This is a genomic window from Ulvibacterium sp. (genome assembly GCF_965248315.1).
GTDB lineage: Bacteria > Bacteroidota > Bacteroidia > Flavobacteriales > Flavobacteriaceae > Ulvibacterium.
This window is the reverse complement of sequence record NZ_CBDFIX010000002.1, coordinates 3537252-3556466: the sequence shown is the minus strand read 5'-3', so window position 1 is coordinate 3556466 and position 19215 is coordinate 3537252. Positions and strand designations below refer to the sequence as shown.

The following is a 19215-nucleotide window of genomic DNA, read 5'->3' as shown; positions in this document are numbered from 1 at the left end:
TTGAAAATAAACCTTATAAGTGATACGGTCACTAAACCCACATCGGGTATGTTGGAAGCCATGATGAAAGCAGAAGTTGGAGACGATGTATTTAAGGAAGACCCTTCTGTAAACGCCCTGGAAGCCAAGGTGGCGAATCTTTTCGGTAAGGAAGCCGCGCTTTTTTTCCCTTCAGGCTCAATGACCAACCAGACCGCCATTAAACTGCATACGAATCCAGGGGATCAACTCATTTGTGATAAGTATGCCCATGTCTATAACTACGAAGGGGGAGGGGCCAGTTTCAATAGTGGGGTCTCCTGTAAACTAGTGGATGGTAAGCGGGGTATGATGACAGCTTCACAAGTGGAAGCAGCCGTAAATCCACCCGATTTTTATCACAGTCCGTTAACTTCATTGGTCTGCATTGAAAATACAACGAACAAAGGCGGTGGTGCTTGTTGGGATTTTCAGGAATTACAAAGTATTAAAAAGGTATGTGAGAAATATAACCTTGGGTACCATCTGGATGGTGCCCGATTATGGAATGCCCTAGTTGCAAAAAACGAATCACCAAAACAATATGGCGACCTTTTCGACACCATAAGTGTTTGTTTGAGCAAAGGTTTAGGCTGTCCTGTTGGCTCGGTCTTGGTAGGTAGTCAGGAAAAAATAGATAGAGCCCTGCGTATTCGTAAAATATTGGGTGGAGGAATGCGCCAAGCCGGTTATTTGGCTGCAGCCGGCAATTATGCCTTGGATCATCACAGGGATAGATTAGCAGAGGATCATACCAAAGCCAAAGTAATTGGGGGAGTGCTGCAAAAACTACCCTATATTAAAAAAATAGAGCCGATAGAAACCAATATCATCATATTTGAGATCAATGAGAATCTAATGTCCGCAGAAACATTTGTTCAAAGACTGGAGGAGAAAAATGTGTATATCATCGGCATGGGTCAGGGAAAATTACGAATGGTTACCCATTTGGACTATACGGATGAGATGCATCACATCTTTTTATCCATTTTGGAAGCATTATAGTTCGCCCAAATCGGAAAGCCTGTAAATGCGATTTTTTAAATTTTTTATTCCATTTTCCATTCCGGCCTCGGAAGTATAAAGCTCGCTATGTCCAATGAGACTTCCAGTATCGTCCTTTATATTAAAAAGAAATTTACCTTCATTGTCGGTCTTTCTTTCAAAACCGATTGGAATCTTTTTTAAGTTTTTAAGTGTTTGCAAGGATTTTTGGACTTCGGATTCATTTGGAAATGGAATGCTGCTCAAAAGGGTTTGTCCACTTTCTGATTTCAAAATAAATCGGTATCCGTCCCCATTGTTTTTTTCAATTGCAACCATTTACATTTAGCTTTTCCTAAAGTTACATCTTTTGTATCTGAAAAGCGATACGAACAATTAATTTTTGAAGAACAAAATTAGACTGTGGACCTAATGGTCTTCTTTTTTTCGCGGGGTCAAGTCATTTGAAGAAACTGTCCATCCCTGGAATATTTGGCATACCCTCCTTGGCCACGGCGGCCAGTTCCGTTTCATTGACCTGGGTGGCCTTTTCAATGGCCTTGTTCAACGTAAGGATAAGATAATCTTCCAATTGTTCCTTGTCCTGTAACAGACTATCATCAACCTGTATTTTCTTTATTTTTCGGTTGGCGGTAATTTCTACCGTTAGGAGTCCATCAGTGGTGCTTTCTTCCAATGTTACCGTATCCAATCGTTTTTTGGTTTCCTCTACTTTTCTTTGGGTATCCTTGAGTTTCCCCATCATACCCATCATATCTCCAAACATATTGTGTTAATTAGATTAGTTACCTTCAAAATTACTAAATTGTGCGAAATAACTGTATTTGCATGTTTAACAAAGTGGAACGTTCAATAGTTTTTTTGGGATATGTTACTTTTGCCATTTCCTGTACACAGCAAAATAAAAATATGACGGATACAACAGCTCCAGTAGCCAAAAAAATACATAAGGAATTGGTTGCGCATGGTGAAGTTAGGATAGATGATTATTATTGGCTCAATGAAAGGGACAATACGGACGTAATCGATTATTTGGAGCAAGAAAATGAGTACTATACCAAATTGACCCAACATACCAAGGATTTTCAGCAAGAGCTGTTCAACGAGATGAAGTCACGGATAAAGGAAGATGATTCATCGGTTCCCTATAAGCAGAATGGCTATTGGTATGTTACCCGCTATGAAACAGGCAAGGAATACCCAATTTATAGTCGATTTAAAGGTTCCTTGGATGCTGCGGAAGAAATTATGTTCAACGGCAATGAAATGGCCAAAGGCCATGATTACTTCAACATAGGAGGCATTAGTATTAGCCCAGATAACAAATTGGCCGTTTTTGGGGTAGATACAGTTTCTAGAAGGCAGTATACCCTGAGAATCAAAAATTTGGAGACCGGAGAGATTTATGAAGACAAAATTGAAGATACTACGGGTGGATCAGTTTGGGCAGATGACAACCGAACGTTGTTCTATGTGAAAAAGGATTCCGTTACCTTACGCGCCGACAGAATCTTAAAACACAAATTGGAAACGCCGTCCTCATCAGATACAGAAGTCTTTCATGAGCAGGACGAAACCTTTGGCACCTATGTGTACAAGACAAAATCCAAAAAATACATCGTTATAGGTTCCTATAGCACGCTTACGTCTGAATTTAGAACCCTCAGGGCAGATGAACCGGATGGAGAGTTCAAGATTTTTTCACCACGGGAAAGAGGACTGGAATATTCAATAGTTCATTATAAGGACGCTTTTTATATACTGACCAACAAGGATAAGGCAACCAATTTTAAGTTAATGAGGGCCCGCGAAGAAGATACATCTTCCGAAAAATGGGAAAAGTTTATTCCACATCGTGAGGATGTTCTTTTGGAAGATATTGAAATATTTAAGGATTATTATGTGCTTTCTGAAAGAGAGAACGGTCTAAACCGGATCAAGATTACACGGTGGGACAATACCAATACATATTACCTCCCTTTTGAGAGTGAGACCTATACAGCCTATGTGAGTAGAAATCCGGAATTTGATACGGATACCTTGCGATTTGGATACAACTCCATGACTACCCCCAGTTCGGTAATAGATTTTAACATGAAGACCAAGGAGAAAGAGGTAAAGAAGGAGCAGGAGGTACTTGGTGGTCAATTCCAAAAGGAAAACTATCTTGAAAAGCGCATATGGGCCACCGCTAAGGATGGAGCAAAAATTCCAATGTCAATTGTATATCACAAGGATACCCCGTTAAATAGGGATACGCCTGTTTTACAATATGCCTATGGTTCCTATGGTGTAACCCTGGACCCCAATTTTTCGACGGTACGCTTAAGCCTTTTGGATCGGGGCTTTGTATTTGCTCTTGCTCACATTCGTGGAGGGGAGTATTTGGGTAGGCCCTGGTACGAGGATGGCAAACTCTTAAAGAAGAAGAATACCTTCACCGATTTTATAGATTGTTCACGATATTTAATAGAAATGGGATATACCTCTCCAGATCATTTATATGCTATGGGTGGATCGGCGGGAGGACTTCTTATGGGAGCCGTGGCCAATTTGGCCCCCGAACTCTATAAGGGAATTGTTGCCCAAGTACCTTTTGTAGATGTAATAACCACTATGTTCGATGATTCCATACCCTTAACCACTGGGGAATACGATGAATGGGGAAATCCCAACATAAGGGAGTATTATGAGTATATGAAGTCCTATTCACCTTATGACAATGTTGAGGCCAAAGCCTATCCGAATATGTTGGTAACAACAGGGCTACACGATTCCCAAGTACAGTATTTTGAACCGGCCAAATGGGTGGCAAAACTTCGCGAACATAAGACGGATGATAACCTATTGCTGTTTAATATCAATATGGATGCAGGTCATGGAGGGGCTTCGGGTCGCTTTGAAGCTTTGAAGGAAACTGCAAAGGAATATGCCTTTTTATTAGATTTGGAAGGGAAAATATAATAATTCAAAAAAAAATGTAATTTTGCCCAGGAATTTTAGGGATTTTTCAATAGTCCGTTTGATTCAAAACTTATACTGCCTTTATGGAACATGAGATCAACGCTTGTAACAATGTCCTGGAACTCATAGGAAACACCCCACTTGTAAAATTAGATAGAATAACTGCCAAGCTCAAGGGTAATTTCTATGCCAAGGTAGAGGCCTTTAATCCAGGCCATTCCTCAAAGGATCGCGTGGCGGCCTATATCATAGAAGAAGCCGAGAGAAAGGGAATTCTTTCCGAAGGTAGCACCATAATAGAGACCACTTCGGGAAATACTGGTTTTAGTTTGGCCATGGTAAGCATTATCAAGGGCTATGAATGTATTCTAGCGGTAACCTCTAAATCTTCCAGGGACAAGATAGATATGCTGCGAGCCATGGGTGCCAAAGTTTACGTTTGTCCGGCCCATGTAAGTGCGGATGACCCTAGATCATATTACCAGGTTGCCAAACGATTGCATGAAGAAACCAAAGGGTCAATTTACATAAATCAATATTTCAACGAACTGAATATAGACGCCCATTATAAGACAACAGGACCTGAAATCTGGAAACAGACCAATGGAAATATAACCCATTTGGTGGCCTGTAGCGGTACTGGTGGCACAATTTCCGGTGCGGCGCGGTTTTTAAAGGAGCAGAACCCTAACATTAAGGTCATAGGAGTGGATGCCTATGGCTCGGTATTAAAAAAATATCATGAAACGGGAGAGTTTGATTCCAAGGAAATCTATCCGTATAGAATTGAAGGGCTTGGAAAAAACCTAATTCCCGCAGCGACGGATTTTGAGGCCATTGACGAATTTGTAAAGGTTACGGACGAACAAAGTGCCCATACCGCACGTGAGATTTCTAGGACAGAAGGAATGTTTGTGGGCTATACCAGTGGTGCCGTAATGCAGGCCATAAAGCAATTAAGCGAAAAGGATATTTTTGATAAGGACAGTAATATTGTGATGATTTTCCCAGACCACGGTTCGCGTTATATGAGCAAGATATACAGCGATAAATGGATGGAAGACCAGGGTTTCTTTGATAGTAACACTGTGGAGGAGACCCAAGAAATCCAATTTATAAAATAACTTTAGCATCATCTTGGTGGTGCGCAAAAAAGCAATACCGTTTGGGCATTGCTTTTTTGTTTGCCTGTAAAAATTTATGAATCCAAGGTAAAAATCCATATTTTTGCAGGTAAAATCAACCCAAGCTACATGAGAGACTTATTTGATAGAATAACAGAAAATAAGGGTCCTTTGGGAAAATGGGCCTCACAGGCGGAAGGCTACTTCGTTTTTCCAAAATTGGAAGGCCCAATTTCCAACCGAATGAGATTTCAGGGCAAGGAAGTCATTACTTGGAGTATAAATGATTATTTGGGTCTGGCCAACTTACCGGAAATTAAGAAGATTGATGGCGAAGCGGCAATGGAACATGGTGCTGCCTACCCGATGGGAGCTCGAATGATGAGCGGCCATACCGACTATCATGAAAGACTGGAGAGTGAGTTGGCAGATTTCGTACACAAAGAATCCGCATATTTATTGAATTTTGGTTATCAGGGTATTATGTCTGCAATCGATGCCTTGGTATCAAAGGATGATATTATCGTTTACGATGTAGATTCGCATGCCTGTATTATTGATGGTGTGCGTCTTCATATGGGAAAACGATTCACGTTTAAGCATAACGATGTAGATAGCCTGGAAAAGAACCTGGAGAGGGCGACCAGGATGGCCGAACAGACAGGAGGAGGTATCCTTGTTATTTCCGAAGGTGTTTTTGGTATGCGGGGAGAGCAAGGCAAACTAAGGGAAATAGTTGCCTTGAAGAAAAAATATCAATTCCGCCTGTTGGTGGATGATGCCCATGGTTTTGGGACCTTAGGAGCTACAGGTGCGGGAGCCGGTGAGGAGCAGGGGGTTCAGGATGATATTGACGTATATTTTGCCACTTTTGCCAAATCTATGGCGGGTATTGGGGCATTTTTAGCCGCGGACAAGGAAATCATAGACTACCTCAAATACAATTTACGATCCCAAATGTTTGCAAAATCCCTGCCCATGATTTATGTGAAGGGAGCCCTAAAGCGTTTGGAAATGTTGCGGACCCAACCAGAGCTCAAGGCCAAGTTATGGGAAAACGTGAATGCATTGCAAAACGGACTTAAGAATAAGGGTTTTGACATAGGAAACACCAATACCTGTGTAACCCCAGTGTATTTGAACGGGAGCATTCCTGAAGCCATGGCGTTGGTTAAAGACCTTAGGGAAAATCATAGAATATTCTGTTCCATAGTGGTTTACCCTGTTATACCTAAAGGATTAATTTTACTTAGAATGATTCCGACCGCCACGCATACGTTGGAAGATATAGATGAGACCTTGGACGCTTTTTCCGCTATTCGCGAACGCCTTCAAAATGGGACATACAAGAAGTTATCAGCAGCTGTAGCTGCTGCTATGGGGGAGTAACAATCCCTAGATTGTACCTCGATTTTCAAATTCCGGAAAGTTTAAGAAGGATTACCTCTCCATTCTATTATTACAGCTTTTGGCTATAGGTTCTTCTACGCTTATAAATAACGGGATTGAAATGCTTCCACATTTGACGAATGGCCACATTATCCGCTAACTCCGGGGTTCGATAACACATCTCAATGTTTTTCTCTGTAAAGGTTTTATAGTATTCATTAAAGATGATGGCCGTCACACCTTTATTCTGGTACTCCGGATGGATTCCTATCAAATAAAACAATACATTTTTATTGTTTCTCTTGGCTCTTAAAAGATGAAACAGTCCAAAAGGGATTAGTTTTCCGTTTGCCTTTTGCAATGCCCTGGAAAACGATGGCATTACAATAGCAAAGGCAACTAGATGATCTTTTTTATCTGTAATGAACTTAATGTATTCCGGATTTATAAACCCGAGATATTTTTTTTTGAAATAGGCCTTTTGAAGATCGGTAACCGGTGTAAATGAGGACAATTTGGAATAGGTTTCGTTGAAGAGGTCGAACATCCGGTCTACCATGGGAAGAATATCCCTTGTTTTTGTGAAATTAACCTCTTTTAGACCATATCTCCGCTTTACCAGCTCGTTCATTCTGGTAAAAATCGCCGGGTCGGCATTCTCAACAGGGAATTTATTTTCCACATACTCCTTCTCCTTGATAAATCCAGCCGCTTCGTAATGCTTTTCGTAGTAAGGATAATTGTACCAAGTTACCATTGACCCAATATGGTCAAATCCTTTAATTAGCACGCCCACCTTGTCCAAATTGGAAAAACCCATGGGACCTTCCATATATTCCAACCCATTTTCTTGGCCTATCTCACTCACTTTTTTCAGCAAGGCTTCCGAAACTTCCGTATCATCGATGAAGTCGAACCAACCGAAACGAATTTTTCTAATTTTTTGTTCATTAACTTCAAGCCAATTGACGATAGCAACAATGCGCCCTACGATTTCCTGATTTTTGTAAGCTAGAAAAAACCAAGCATCAGCAGTTTTGAATGCGGGATTTTTGGTTTTATCAAAGGTTTCCAGTTCTTCTTTGATGATTGGTGGCACCCAATATTGCGAGTCCTTGTACAAGGCGAAAGGAAACTTGACAAACTTCCTTAATTCAGATTTTGATGTTACCTCTTTGAGGGTGACCATACGTTAGTTTTTGTAGGGTCAATATTAGGTATATTTAACTTGGTAATAAAATCCTGTCTACTAAATTATTGAGTAGTCAATTATGCGGTTTTGAAAGTTAAAACGTAATGGTACCGCCATCCCTGTTTTTTTTCTTTTTCTCCTCCTTTTTCAATTTTCGCAGTTGCTTTTTGGTGGGCCCCAAATCGATGTCCTCTGCACCGCTTCCTTTTTTACTTCTTTTGAGCTTCTTCCTTTCCTCACGTTCCTTTTTCTTCATAGAGTTTTTTTGAATAGGGCCTCCATTTTCACCGGCCTTTTGTTCATCAATAGGTTTAAAGGTATCCTTGTGAAAATCAAATCTATAGGATGCCCCCATGGTAACAAATATGCGGGATGGGTTGTTTTTAAAGCTTGCCCCAAGATTAATATCTGCCTGAAGGTTTTCATTGAACAAATGGGCCACCCCGCTGCGTAGCAGGATGTCGGAATATCTGTCACTGTCTATACCTTGATTCTCTACAAAAACACTCCATTTTGGATTTCTGAAGGCATGGGAGAGGGAAACCAAATAACTCCATTCGGGAAAATCGGTTCCAATCCGGTCATAGGCGATATTGGAAATCAATACGAACCTAGGTGTTAGTCTACTTTGCGTGGCTACCATAATACGAGGTGATACAGTTGGGTCTCCTGCGAAAAAGGGATTGTCTCCCAATACAAAATTTGCACCGGCATAAACGGAAACGGATGGAATAAGGTTTTTTAATTGGAATAGATTATTGGCACGCCAACTGTATAAATTGGGTTTGTTGCGCTCAGGAGCCTTATACCGGTCATAAATCAAAAACTTGAGACCTAAACGGTTCATACCGAAATTGGTACGTGATTCTTCGATTCCAAAATTGGCAAAGGTTATGTTTTGGTTTTGAAAAGTGCCTTCCCAATTGAGCTCCAATTCTTCAAATAAAAGTCCGTATCGTAAGGAAATGTTGGTTCCCCAGATATTGGACTGGGTATTCAACAAGTTATGGTCCTGTTGTTCATAAAAGACACCCATTTCCGCTTGAACCACATTTTTTCCCACGGCATAGGCACTTACGGAAAGTCCCGGCCGGTTGGAGTTTATAACATCGGTATATTGTGAGAATGTAGAAATTGAAAAGCTAAATACAATCAAATAAACGAGTTGCTTCATCTTTGAACTGCTGATTAATAGTCTAAATGGGCATATCGTTTAGTGGTTTTATCATTATTTTAGCACTTTTGCCCTGATAATACAACGCTAGAATTGTACTTTTGATATAATACAATTGAAATAATATGGGGTTTTTAAAAGTAATCTTAATACTTCTGCTGGTTTACTATCTCGTAAAGATGCTCTTCAGAATGTTTGCTCCAAGACTTTTTAGCTATGCCGCCAAAAAAACGGAGGCCCATTTTAAGGAAAGGTTTGATGAGTTTGCAAAACAGAACGGACAACGAGATGAGCCTATTGGGGATATAATTATAGACAAGAAACCGTCTAAAAAATTCAACGCTTCCAAAAAAGTAGGGGAATATATTGACTTTGAGGAAATTGATTGATTATCTTGCCTTGATCAACCTTCGCATTGACCAATGAAGAACTCGCTTAAAGCTCTTTTCACCCATTTTTTTGTAACTGTTTTTTTTGTTATTGCCGCCTTGGCCTATTTTCACCCGGTCCTTCAGGGGAAGGTCATAGAACAATCGGATATTGTTCAGTTTACGGGCATGGCCAAGGAACAGAATGACTTCAGAAAGCGCACCGGGGAGGAGCCTTATTGGACAAACAGTGCCTTTGGAGGGATGCCCACATATCAATTAGGGGCTTACTATCCACATGACTATATAAAAAAACTAGACAGGCTTATTCGCTTTTTGCCTCGTCCGGCGGACTATTTGTTTCTCTATTTTATAGGGTTTTATATCCTACTTTGTTGCTTAAAGGTAGATTATCGCCTTGCGGTTTTAGGAGCCCTGGCATTTGGTTTCTCAACGTATTTGATCATTATTCTGGGTGTGGGACACAATGCCAAAGCCCACGCTTTGGGATATTTGCCCATACTTCTAGGAGGAATCGTATTAACTTTTAGAAAAAAATACCTTTGGGGCTTTGTCCTTACGGCTATGGCCATGGCCTTGGAAGTGGTGGCCAACCATTACCAAATGACCTATTATGGTATGCTGCTGATTCTTATATTGGGTATGGCATATCTTGTCTATACCATACAAAAGGGAGAGCTAAAGCACTTTTTTGTTTCCATTGGAATTTTATTGGTAGCTGTGGCCTTGGGAATTGCCACCAATGCTACCAGTCTTATGGCCACAAAGCAATACGCTGACTGGAGTACCCGGGGAAAATCTGAATTGACCATAGATTATCAGGGTAATACCAAAGAGAATCCGGATGGTTTGGACAAGGAATATATTACCCGATGGAGTTATGGGATTTCGGAATCCTTGAATTTATTCGTTCCCCGTCTTTTTGGAGGATCATCCCAAGAAAATTTGGGAGAGAATTCAAAAACCTACGGTTTTTTGATAGACCAGGGCATTCCACGCAGCCAAGCCCTAAATTTTTCAAGTGGGGTAACCTTATATTGGGGTGATCAACCAGGAACTTCTGGCCCAGCGTACATTGGTGCCATTATCTTTTTCCTTTTCATTCTAGGGCTCATTTTGGTAAAGGGAAAGGCAAAATGGTGGCTTTTAGGAGGTACATTACTGTCCTTGCTCCTGTCCTGGGGAAAGAATTTTAGCTTTCTGACCGATTTCATGATCGACTATTTTCCGCTATACGATAAGTTTCGTGCGGTATCTTCCATACAGGTGGTTTTGGAGCTTTGTGCGCCAGTTTTGGCAATTTTGGCCCTACAAGTTCTTTTTAAGAATAGGGTTTCACAGACCGATAAGTTGAAGGCACTCAGAATTTCGTTTTTTATTGTTTTTGGGTTAGGTATCCTATTGTTTTTGGTAAAGGGGATGTTTGATTTTTCTGGCTATCATGATGACACCATAAAACGGTATTACGGAGATGAAATATTGGATCTTATCCAATCCGATAGGAAGGCGGTGTACACCAGTGATCTTTTTCGCTCACTTATCTATGTGTTTTTGGCCGCTTTGGCCCTATGGTTCTTTCTTAAAGAAAAAATCAAGCAGAATGTTGCGGTTATTCTGCTCGGTGCATTAATGGTATCGGACTTGGTAGGGGTAAACCTCAGGTATGTAAACAAAGAAAATTTTATAGCCAAAAGACGTATGACAAGGCCATTTCAGGAATCACCCGCGGATACTGAAATCCTAAAGGATATCACCCATTTTAGGGTGTTCGATCAAACACAGGGCTTTGAAGGTGCGCGCACCTCATATTTTCATAAGACCATATCAGGCTACCATGCGGCAAAACCTGCAGGTATGGAGGACCTCTTCTATTTTCATATCGCTCAAGGGAATATCGGGATTCTCAATATGTTGAACATAAAATATGTGATTCAACAAGATGAAGAGGGTAGGAGTTACCCTGTTTTGAATCCTGATGCTAATGGCAATGCTTGGTTTGTAGAAAAACTAGTACCTGTAGAGGACGCCAATACTGAAATTCTTGACCTGGATAGTCTAGATACCAAAAGAAATGCCCTTGTTAATACCACCAAGTTTCCTAATATCAACCGGTTCAATTTTACGGTAGATTCCATCGCTTCCATCACCTTAACGGATTACGAGCCCAACCATTTGACATATCGTTCTGTAAATTCCAAGGCGGGTACCGCTGTCTTTTCGGAAATGTACTATCCGTATGGCTGGAATGTTTATGTAGATGGAAAACCCAAAAAGCATTTTAGGGTAAATTATGTTTTAAGAGCGCTAATGCTCCCAGAAGGGGAGCATACCATAGAGTTCAAGTTTGAGCCGAAAATAGTAGCCTTAGGAGGCCAAATTACCTTGGCAAGTTCCGCTTTGCTTGGGTTGATTATTTTAAGCGGGCTTGGATATACCTTTTGGCGCTCTCGAAAGAAAGAAAAAGGAACTACCCCATGAAAAGGGTGCTTATCATTACCTATTATTGGCCGCCTGCTGGGGGGCCAGGAGTACAACGGTGGTTGAAATTTGTAAAATACTTGCCCGATTTCGGGGTAGACCCCATTGTTTTTATCCCCGAAAATCCGCATTATCCTATTCAAGACAACTCTTTGTTGGATGAAGTACCCCATGGGATTGAAATTCATAGAAAACCGATTTTTGAACCCTATAGTTTTGCGGAAATCTTGTCCACAAAAAAGACCAAACGCATCAGCTCTGGGATTATTCGGACTAAAAATCAATCTGCCTTGGAAAAAGCCATGTTATGGATTCGGGGTAATTTTTTTATTCCTGATGCCAGAAAATATTGGGTAAAACCTTCGGTATCTTACCTTTCCGAACTTATTGAAAAACAAAACATCAAAACGGTCACCACCACGGGGCCACCACATAGCGTTCATTTAATCGGACAGCAATTAAGGCAACAACACCGAGTGAAATGGATTGCTGATTTCCGAGATCCCTGGACCTCCATTGGTTATCACAAAAAGCTCAGACTCACCAAATCCTCCCAAAAAAAGCATAAAGCTTTGGAACGCTTGGTACTTAACGGGGCGGACTTGTTGATTACTACAAGCGATACCACACGAAAGGAATTCCAGACCCTAACGGATAAGCCTATTGAATTAATAACCAATGGCTTTGATTCTGACTACAAGGGAGGTGCCGATTTGGATGATAAATTCACCATTTCCCATATTGGATCTCTACTTTCGGGTCGCAGTCCAAACAATCTATGGAAAGTACTATCGGAAATTGCCCGGGAAGACGAAATTTTTAGAAAGGAGTTACAATTGGAGTTTATCGGGGTAGTGAGTGAGGACGTTATGGATAATCTTTACAAAAACGAACTGGCCCCATATATTCAAATGAAAGGATACGTATCCCATGCCCAGGCCCTTCGCAGGCAACAACGCGCTCAAATTCTGCTATTGGTTGAAATTGATTCGGAAGATACCAAAGGCATTGTTCCAGGGAAATTGTTTGAATATATGGCCGCTAGAAGGCCTATTTTGGCCTTAGGCCCCAATAATTGGGAGGCAGGTACCATTATTTTGAAGACACATTCGGGCAAGGTGTTTGACTATCAGGATAATTCCCAATTAAAAAATGTACTTTTAGAATGGTTTGCCGCATATCAACAAGGAAAATTGAATGTGGTTTCAAAAGACGTGGAAAAGTATAGTCGTAAGGCGCTTACCGAACAACTGTCCGAATATCTCTGATGGGTATAGTATTAAAACAATCATTGAGCAACACCGTGATTACCTATCTGGGATTTGGTATAGCTGCCATAAACACCCTCTTTTTATACACCCGATTTTTATCCGACGAATACTATGGACTGGTAACGGTAATCCTCTCCACCTCGGCTATTTTAATGCCATTATTGGCCTTTGGTGTACCCAATACCTTGGTTAAGTTTTACAGTACCTTTTCTGACCGGAAAAATTCCGATAGCTTCCTGAGCCTCATGCTATTTTTACCCCTGTTGATGGTACTTCCCATTGCTGCTATTTCCTTTTTGGCCTATGATACCATTGGCAATTTTTTGTCTCTGGAAAACCCTATGGTCCGGGAATATGTCTGGTATATTTTTTTGATCGGGATGGCGATGGCGTATTTTGAAATATTCTATGCTTGGGCCAAGGTCCAAATGAGATCGGTCTTTGGAAATTTTATGAAAGAAGTATTCAATCGTATTGTGGTTATGATTCTCTTGGTCTTGGTCCATTTTGAATTCATATCAGTACCTGTTTTTTTGAAAGCTTTGGTTGCGCTTTATCTATTACGGACAATTCTCATGAAGATATATGCCTATCGACTGCGGATGCCCACATTGACTTTTAATCTACCATCAAATACCAAAAGTATTATTAACTATAGCGCCCTAATTATTTTAGGTGGATCTGCGGCTATAGTCATTTTGGAAATTGATAAGTTTATGATCAATCAGTTTATCCAAATTGAAAATGTGGCCTATTATGGAGTGGCTGTTTATATTGCGACAACCATAATCGTTCCCTCTCGATCAATGCATCAAATTACCTATCCCATTACCGCAGAATTGTTGACGAAACATGATATTCCTACCTTAAAAACGCTCTATCAAAAAAGCTCTTTAACGCTTTTTATCGTTTCGGGATTATTGTTTTTGCTTATCGTACTCAACTTAAAGGACTTGTACCTGTTGCTTCCGGAAGAATACCGTGATGGCTTCCTCATTGTCTTTTTTGTTGGATTAGCAAAAGTGTACGACTCGGTTTTAGGGAATAACAATTCAATTCTGTACAACTCGGAATATTACCGCACTTTGTTGGTTATGGGCGTGTTTCTCGCAGTTTCTATAATTGTATTTAATCTATGGCTCATTCCGAACTATGGTATTGAAGGAGCTGCATTTGGTACTTTTTTGGCCATTTTCCTTTACAACACGATCAAACTACTTTATGTAAAATCCAAATTTAATATTCAACCTTTTACATCGGAAACCCTCAAGGTATTGGCACTTTTACTACTCATAGGTTTAGGTTTTTATTTTGTCCAATTTCCGTTTCACCCCATTTTAAATATTGTACTCAAGAGTATACTTATCACGGCCATTTATACAGCTGTGCTTTATCGGTTTAAATTGTCCGAAGACGTTTTTAATTTGATTTCTAGAGTTTTGGGAAAGGCTTCCCCTAAAGAATAAGAACCAATCTGTTTATACAATTTGGCCTGTTTTCTGCAAGTGGACTGAATTGAAAAAACCCCGCAGTGGACGAATCCAACTACGGGGCTAAACAACTAACCAACCTAAAAACTATTTTTATTGCCTTCTGGAACTTCTGGATTGCGATCTAGTTCCGCTATTCCTTGTGCTTCTAGAAGGAGCCTTACTTACTTTTTTTCTTGAGTTACTACGGGTAGCAACACTAGTACTTCTATTCCTTGTCGGTGCCACTTTTCGTACCGACCTATTTGTTGTTGCCCTTTGTGGGCTCTTATAGGTCTTGGTATTACGTGTTACCGTTCTGCTCCTAGGTGTTTGGGTTACCGTCCTTTTGGTAACTGCATTCCGCTTAGGATTGCGTACCGTTGTAGAACGTTGCGTAACCGTTCTCTGCCTTGCAGGTCTGGCATCTGCCTTACGGACGTTACGACTCTCTATTTTTCGAGTTCGATCTACCGCAGTTCCCCTAGTGTTGTTGGAACGTATTGCGGCATCCCTACGTACCGTTCTACCATCGTTTCGGGAAAGGTTACCTCTTCGTGTAACACCTCTTTCTGTTCTGACGGTTTCCGCTCTTCTAGTGTTGCTTCGGGAAACATTACCTCTCTGCGTTACCGAACGATTGGTTCGTGCCACATTGTTGTTCCTTCGCGTAACACCTCTTTCCGTACGTAGTGCATCGGCTCTCCTACTATTATTCTGGCGTACAGCTACCCTTCTGTCATTTCTATAGACGCGGGCACGTTCCCTACGGATACGGTTGTATCTATGCTCTCTTCCAATTCTGGCATAGGCCCTACGCTTATTATATCGGTATGGTCTGTACCAGGTGTATCGAATAGGGCTATAAAACCTTCTATACGGTCTATTATACACCAAACAGAATCCTAATGCTGGCCTTACAAAGAACCTGTGGAAAGGTCTAAAGATGTAACGTCTGTTATATACATTTATAAACCCGGTGTGGTAGGCGTATACACCATTATTATAAAAGATATTCATACCACCTAATCGGGATACAAACCCATTGCGATAGTTTATAAAAATGTTACCAATTTGTGCAACACGTCCATAATGGTCATAAAAAACAGGAACGTTCTCCACTTGTATCACTGCACCGTAATCATCATACTGAACAAAGGGATTGTAATCGAATCCTGAGTTAAAGGTGAAATTGGAACGACCGATATTGACATTGGCACCAAAATTAGCGCGGTTATCTATATAAAAATCAAATTCGCCATCTGGATAAACCGAAAATGTAATTCCATTCTCTACAAAGATGAAGGAGTTATTGAATCGGTAGGCACTGCTTATGGCAGTGTTATTTTCCGTGCTTACAGCTTGGGTACCCGTGGTTCCCAAGACAAGGGCTGTAAATAAGAGTACTAACTGTTTCATGATATGCGATTTTAAACCTGTCTGCTGACGGGTGGTTCCGGAAGCAACTATTTGCATTCCGCTTAGGAGAAATCAAACAGCGTGCCAAAAAATTGATAAAAATGTAACTTACTAATTATCAGTTTTTTAAAATGATAATAAACAGAATAGCGAAGATCTGGTGTGAAGTCGACAAGTTTAATTACTAAAAAAGTAAGGCTTACTTCTCCCTAGCTAGAATTCAAATCAATGAAAAAAATCCCGAAGAATTGAGAAGGGAAACGTACCATTATAAGATAAAGTTTGATGGAATATGTGGAACTTTAATCTATTTCCAAGAAGGAGATATAAAAGCTGCAAGATTTCACTATTGGAATGACTTCTTCGTTCCTAACTCACAACTTACAATTTCTCTCTTAAGTACTTCGCGGTATAGGACTTTTTACCCTGTATTACTTCCTCTGGCGTACCCTGAACCATAAGATTACCACCATTTTCTCCACCTTCAGGTCCTAAGTCAATGATGTAATCGGCACATTTTATGAGTTCAATATTGTGCTCAATGACCACAATGGAATGGCCACGGCCCAATAGGGCATCAAAAGATTTTAATAATTTTTTAATGTCATGGAAATGAAGTCCCGTTGTAGGTTCGTCAAAAATAAATAAGGCCTTATCCTTTGTCGTTCCCTTTACCAAAAAAGAAGCTAGTTTAATCCGTTGCGCCTCTCCACCGGAAAGGGTAGAGGAAGACTGCCCTAAGGTCACATAGCCCAACCCCACATCCTGTAAAGGCCTTAATTTGGTAACGATTTTTGTCTGCTTTCCATGCTCAAAAAAGATAATGGCATCGTCAATGGTCATGTTTAGGACATCACTAATGGATGCATCATTAAACTTTACTTCCAACACTTCTTTTTTGAATCGCTTGCCGCCACATGTATCGCATTCCAAATGCACATCGGCCATAAATTGCATTTCTACGGTAATTTCACCTTCTCCTTTACATTTTTCACAGCGGCCGCCATCCACATTAAATGAAAAATGCTTGGCCTGATATCCGCGAATCTTGCTCAATTTTTGTGTAGCGAACAAAGATCGTATGTCGTCATATGCTTTGATATAGGTTACCGGATTGGAACGTGATGAACGACCAATAGGATTTTGATCTACAAATTCCACATGTTTAATGCTTTGGTATTTCCCATCGGCCGAAGTAAACTGCCCCGCTTTTTCGCCATAGCCGCCTACTTTCTTCAGAACAATGGGGTACAGTAGTTTTTTCACCAAAGTACTTTTGCCGCTTCCCGAAACACCAGTAACCACAGTGAGCATATTTAGGGGAAAGGTAACATCAATGTTTTTGAGGTTATTTTCACGTGCTCCTTTAATTTCAATATGATTTTTTGAGGTCCTCCGTTCCTTGGGTACCGATATTTCTTCGGAACCGTTTAGGTAGCTAGCGGTAAGCGATTGTGATTTCAGTATCTCACTTAAAGGACCATAAGCCACTACTTCACCGCCATGAGTGCCGGCCTCTGGACCAATATCAATGACTTCATCAGCAGCTTTCATAATATCCTCGTCGTGTTCTACAACGATGACAGTATTGCCCAAATCGCGTAAGGATTTCAGTACTTCAATCAGATTTTCCGTATCCTTGGGATGCAGTCCAATACTGGGCTCATCCAAAATATACATGGATCCCACCAAACTGCTTCCTAACGAAGTGGCCAGGTTGATGCGCTGGCTTTCGCCTCCGGAAAGGGTGTTCGATTTGCGATTAAGTGTAAGGTAACTTAAGCCTACCTTGTCCAAAAAACCCAAACGGGTATTGATTTCCTTCAATAAACGGGAAGCAATTTTTTGATCGTGCTCCGACAATTCCAATCCTTCGAAGAACATGGCCAAATTTTTTATGGATAGTTCCACGAGGTCGGAAATCGATTTTCCGTCTACTTTTACATAATCGGTCTCCTTGCGCAATCGCCTTCCTTTACAGACGTTACACTTGGTCTTGCCACGATATCGGGAAAGCATTACCCTATTCTGGATTTTATAGCTTTTCTCCTCAAGCTGGGCAAAGAATTTATTGAGCCCGGTGAAATGTTCGTTCCCGTCCCAGACCAATTGCTTTTGTTCCTCGGACAATTGAAACCAAGGTTTGTGTATTGGGAAATCGAATTTATAGGCCGTATTCACCAACTGGTCCCGATACCAACCCATACTTTCTCCGCGCCAGGGAAAGATTGTATTTTCGTAAACGGACAAGGAGGTGTTGGGAACCACCAAATCTTCGTCTATACCGATTACGTCACCATATCCTTCACATTTTGGGCAGGCTCCGTAAGGATTGTTAAAACTGAACAGATGTACATTGGGTTCCAGGAACTGCATACCATCCAGTTCAAAGTTACTACTGAATTTCGTTTGTTTTCCCGTGACCAGTTCTTCAATGATACATTCACCCTTACCTTCAAAAAAAGCGGTATCCACAGCATTGGCCAACCGATTGTAAAAATCCTCATCGTCTTTTGTGATAATACGATCCACTACCAAATGGAATTCCCGGCCAATATCGTTGGGTGCATTATCTATACGAATAACTTCTCCCTTGTATTTTATCCTGGCATATCCCTGTTTGGAAAAAAGTTGGAGCGATTTTATGGGATCTCTATCGGGTTTAATTTGTACAGGGGCCAATAGCAAAAGTTTTTCACCTTCGGCATACCCTTTTATGTGTTGTATGACATCCGTAACCGTATTTTTTTTGACCTGCTTCCCGGAAATTGGTGATATGGTCTTGCCGATACGGGCATATAACAACTTAAGATAATCGTAAATTTCGGTAGTGGTGCCAACGGTAGACCGGGGATTGGTTGAGTTTACTTTTTGCTCTATGGCAATTGCGGGGGCTATCCCTTTGATATAATCCACTTTGGGCTTGTCCAATTTTCCTAAAAACTGGCGTGCATAGGAAGAAAGACTTTCCACATACCTTCGTTGGCCTTCCGCATATAGCGTATCAAAGGCCAAACTCGACTTCCCGGAACCGGAAAGACCAGTGATTACAACTAGCTTGTTTCTAGGGATTACAACATCTATATTCTTCAAATTGTGCAACTTGGCACCTTTGATAATGATGTTTTCCTTTGGGTTGATATCTAAAAGAGTTGCCATATTTATTTTTAGGACCATAAAGATAAGACATGCATTTTTCAATCGCCAATATTGTATACTCTGTATCAAAAATTGTGTGTATGACGGCACATTTTTTTTTCGGTCACTTAATTTTTTCTATATTTGAACTCAACAAAATGTTAAAACGCCTATAGCAACAACAC

The 19215-nt window shown here is 40.7% G+C and carries 14 protein-coding genes; 8 read left to right on the top strand and 6 right to left on the bottom strand.

The window, feature by feature from the left end:
• Positions 1 to 1023: a threonine aldolase family protein gene (locus ACP2AF_RS16805; protein WP_425237308.1), complete on the top strand. Its 1023-nt coding sequence runs from the start codon at positions 1 to 3 to the stop codon at positions 1021 to 1023.
• On the opposite strand, the gene ACP2AF_RS16800 is transcribed toward ACP2AF_RS16805, so the two are convergent.
• Both ACP2AF_RS16800 and ACP2AF_RS16795 read right to left on the bottom strand, forming a co-directional pair.
• Positions 1018 to 1341 carry a DUF1508 domain-containing protein gene (locus ACP2AF_RS16800; RefSeq protein ID WP_425237307.1) on the bottom strand — a complete coding sequence of 108 codons (324 nt, stop codon included), beginning with the start codon at positions 1339 to 1341 and terminating at the stop codon, positions 1018 to 1020. The two genes, ACP2AF_RS16805 and ACP2AF_RS16800, sit on opposite strands and share 6 nt — an antisense overlap.
• A gap of 121 nt (positions 1342 to 1462) precedes the next feature.
• On the bottom strand, positions 1463 to 1789 hold the full coding sequence (locus ACP2AF_RS16795) for a YbaB/EbfC family nucleoid-associated protein (RefSeq protein WP_425237306.1): 327 nt from the start codon (positions 1787 to 1789) through the stop codon (positions 1463 to 1465).
• Between the two features lie 62 nt (positions 1790 to 1851).
• Here ACP2AF_RS16795 and ACP2AF_RS16790 point away from each other — a divergent pair, with 62 nt between their 5' ends.
• The 3 genes from ACP2AF_RS16790 to ACP2AF_RS16780 all read left to right on the top strand — a co-directional run bounded on the left by ACP2AF_RS16790 (position 1852) and on the right by ACP2AF_RS16780 (position 6500).
• The gene (locus tag ACP2AF_RS16790) at positions 1852 to 3987 is read left to right on the top strand and encodes a S9 family peptidase (RefSeq protein WP_425237305.1); all 2136 of its coding nucleotides are present in this window, start codon (positions 1852 to 1854) and stop codon (positions 3985 to 3987) included.
• Between the two features lie 83 nt (positions 3988 to 4070).
• Positions 4071 to 5111 carry a PLP-dependent cysteine synthase family protein gene (locus tag ACP2AF_RS16785; protein WP_425237304.1) on the top strand — a complete coding sequence of 347 codons (1041 nt, stop codon included), beginning with the start codon at positions 4071 to 4073 and terminating at the stop codon, positions 5109 to 5111.
• A gap of 129 nt (positions 5112 to 5240) precedes the next feature.
• Positions 5241 to 6500 carry an aminotransferase class I/II-fold pyridoxal phosphate-dependent enzyme gene (locus ACP2AF_RS16780; protein WP_425237303.1) on the top strand — a complete coding sequence of 420 codons (1260 nt, stop codon included), beginning with the start codon at positions 5241 to 5243 and terminating at the stop codon, positions 6498 to 6500.
• A 70-nt stretch (positions 6501 to 6570) separates the two neighbouring features.
• Here the strand turns inward: ACP2AF_RS16780 and ACP2AF_RS16775 are convergent, their stop codons facing one another.
• Together ACP2AF_RS16775 and ACP2AF_RS16770 are read right to left on the bottom strand one after the other, a co-directional pair.
• On the bottom strand, positions 6571 to 7689 hold the full coding sequence (locus ACP2AF_RS16775; protein WP_425237302.1) for a GTP cyclohydrolase: 1119 nt from the start codon (positions 7687 to 7689) through the stop codon (positions 6571 to 6573).
• A gap of 97 nt (positions 7690 to 7786) precedes the next feature.
• Positions 7787 to 8866, bottom strand: coding sequence for a transporter (locus ACP2AF_RS16770; protein WP_425237301.1), 1080 nt, complete (start codon positions 8864 to 8866; stop codon positions 7787 to 7789).
• A gap of 125 nt (positions 8867 to 8991) precedes the next feature.
• Between ACP2AF_RS16770 and ACP2AF_RS16765 the strand changes: the two genes are divergently transcribed.
• The 4 genes from ACP2AF_RS16765 to ACP2AF_RS16750 are packed head-to-tail and all read left to right on the top strand — an operon-like array spanning position 8992 to position 14470.
• Positions 8992 to 9255: a DUF4834 family protein gene (locus ACP2AF_RS16765; RefSeq protein ID WP_425237300.1), complete on the top strand. Its 264-nt coding sequence runs from the start codon at positions 8992 to 8994 to the stop codon at positions 9253 to 9255.
• A gap of 33 nt (positions 9256 to 9288) precedes the next feature.
• The gene (locus ACP2AF_RS16760) at positions 9289 to 11733 is read left to right on the top strand and encodes a YfhO family protein (protein ID WP_425237299.1); all 2445 of its coding nucleotides are present in this window, start codon (positions 9289 to 9291) and stop codon (positions 11731 to 11733) included.
• Positions 11730 to 13001 carry a glycosyltransferase family 4 protein gene (locus tag ACP2AF_RS16755; protein ID WP_425237298.1) on the top strand — a complete coding sequence of 424 codons (1272 nt, stop codon included), beginning with the start codon at positions 11730 to 11732 and terminating at the stop codon, positions 12999 to 13001. The genes ACP2AF_RS16760 and ACP2AF_RS16755 overlap by 4 nt, the downstream gene beginning before the upstream one ends.
• Positions 13001 to 14470 carry a lipopolysaccharide biosynthesis protein gene (locus ACP2AF_RS16750; RefSeq protein ID WP_425237297.1) on the top strand — a complete coding sequence of 490 codons (1470 nt, stop codon included), beginning with the start codon at positions 13001 to 13003 and terminating at the stop codon, positions 14468 to 14470. The genes ACP2AF_RS16755 and ACP2AF_RS16750 overlap by 1 nt, the downstream gene beginning before the upstream one ends.
• A 117-nt stretch (positions 14471 to 14587) precedes the next feature.
• Here ACP2AF_RS16750 and ACP2AF_RS16745 read toward each other — a convergent pair whose 3' ends face one another.
• A complete protein-coding gene (locus tag ACP2AF_RS16745; protein ID WP_425237296.1) occupies positions 14588 to 15892 on the bottom strand; it encodes a hypothetical protein in 1305 nt (434 codons plus the stop codon).
• Positions 15893 to 16273: 381 nt separating this feature from the next.
• A complete protein-coding gene (uvrA, locus tag ACP2AF_RS16740; protein ID WP_425237295.1) occupies positions 16274 to 19051 on the bottom strand; it encodes an excinuclease ABC subunit UvrA in 2778 nt (925 codons plus the stop codon).
• Positions 19052 to 19215: the final 164 nt, after the last annotated feature.

Excerpts from the sequence above, each read along its gene's own strand:
- ACP2AF_RS16745 (WP_425237296.1), bottom strand. The coding sequence starts at position 15,892 with ATGAAACAGTTAGTACTCTTATTTACAGCCCTTGTCTTGGGAACCACG.
- uvrA (WP_425237295.1), bottom strand. The coding sequence starts at position 19,051 with ATGGCAACTCTTTTAGATATCAACCCAAAGGAAAACATCATTATCAAA.
- ACP2AF_RS16790 (WP_425237305.1), top strand. The coding sequence starts at position 1,852 with ATGTTTAACAAAGTGGAACGTTCAATAGTTTTTTTGGGATATGTTACT.
- ACP2AF_RS16780 (WP_425237303.1), top strand. The coding sequence starts at position 5,241 with ATGAGAGACTTATTTGATAGAATAACAGAAAATAAGGGTCCTTTGGGA.
- ACP2AF_RS16760 (WP_425237299.1), top strand. The coding sequence starts at position 9,289 with ATGAAGAACTCGCTTAAAGCTCTTTTCACCCATTTTTTTGTAACTGTT.
- ACP2AF_RS16785 (WP_425237304.1), top strand. The coding sequence starts at position 4,071 with ATGGAACATGAGATCAACGCTTGTAACAATGTCCTGGAACTCATAGGA.
- ACP2AF_RS16750 (WP_425237297.1), top strand. The coding sequence starts at position 13,001 with ATGGGTATAGTATTAAAACAATCATTGAGCAACACCGTGATTACCTAT.
- ACP2AF_RS16755 (WP_425237298.1), top strand. The coding sequence starts at position 11,730 with ATGAAAAGGGTGCTTATCATTACCTATTATTGGCCGCCTGCTGGGGGG.
- ACP2AF_RS16775 (WP_425237302.1), bottom strand. The coding sequence starts at position 7,689 with ATGGTCACCCTCAAAGAGGTAACATCAAAATCTGAATTAAGGAAGTTT.
- ACP2AF_RS16800 (WP_425237307.1), bottom strand. The coding sequence starts at position 1,341 with ATGGTTGCAATTGAAAAAAACAATGGGGACGGATACCGATTTATTTTG.
- ACP2AF_RS16770 (WP_425237301.1), bottom strand. The coding sequence starts at position 8,866 with ATGAAGCAACTCGTTTATTTGATTGTATTTAGCTTTTCAATTTCTACA.
- ACP2AF_RS16765 (WP_425237300.1), top strand. The coding sequence starts at position 8,992 with ATGGGGTTTTTAAAAGTAATCTTAATACTTCTGCTGGTTTACTATCTC.
- ACP2AF_RS16795 (WP_425237306.1), bottom strand. The coding sequence starts at position 1,789 with ATGTTTGGAGATATGATGGGTATGATGGGGAAACTCAAGGATACCCAA.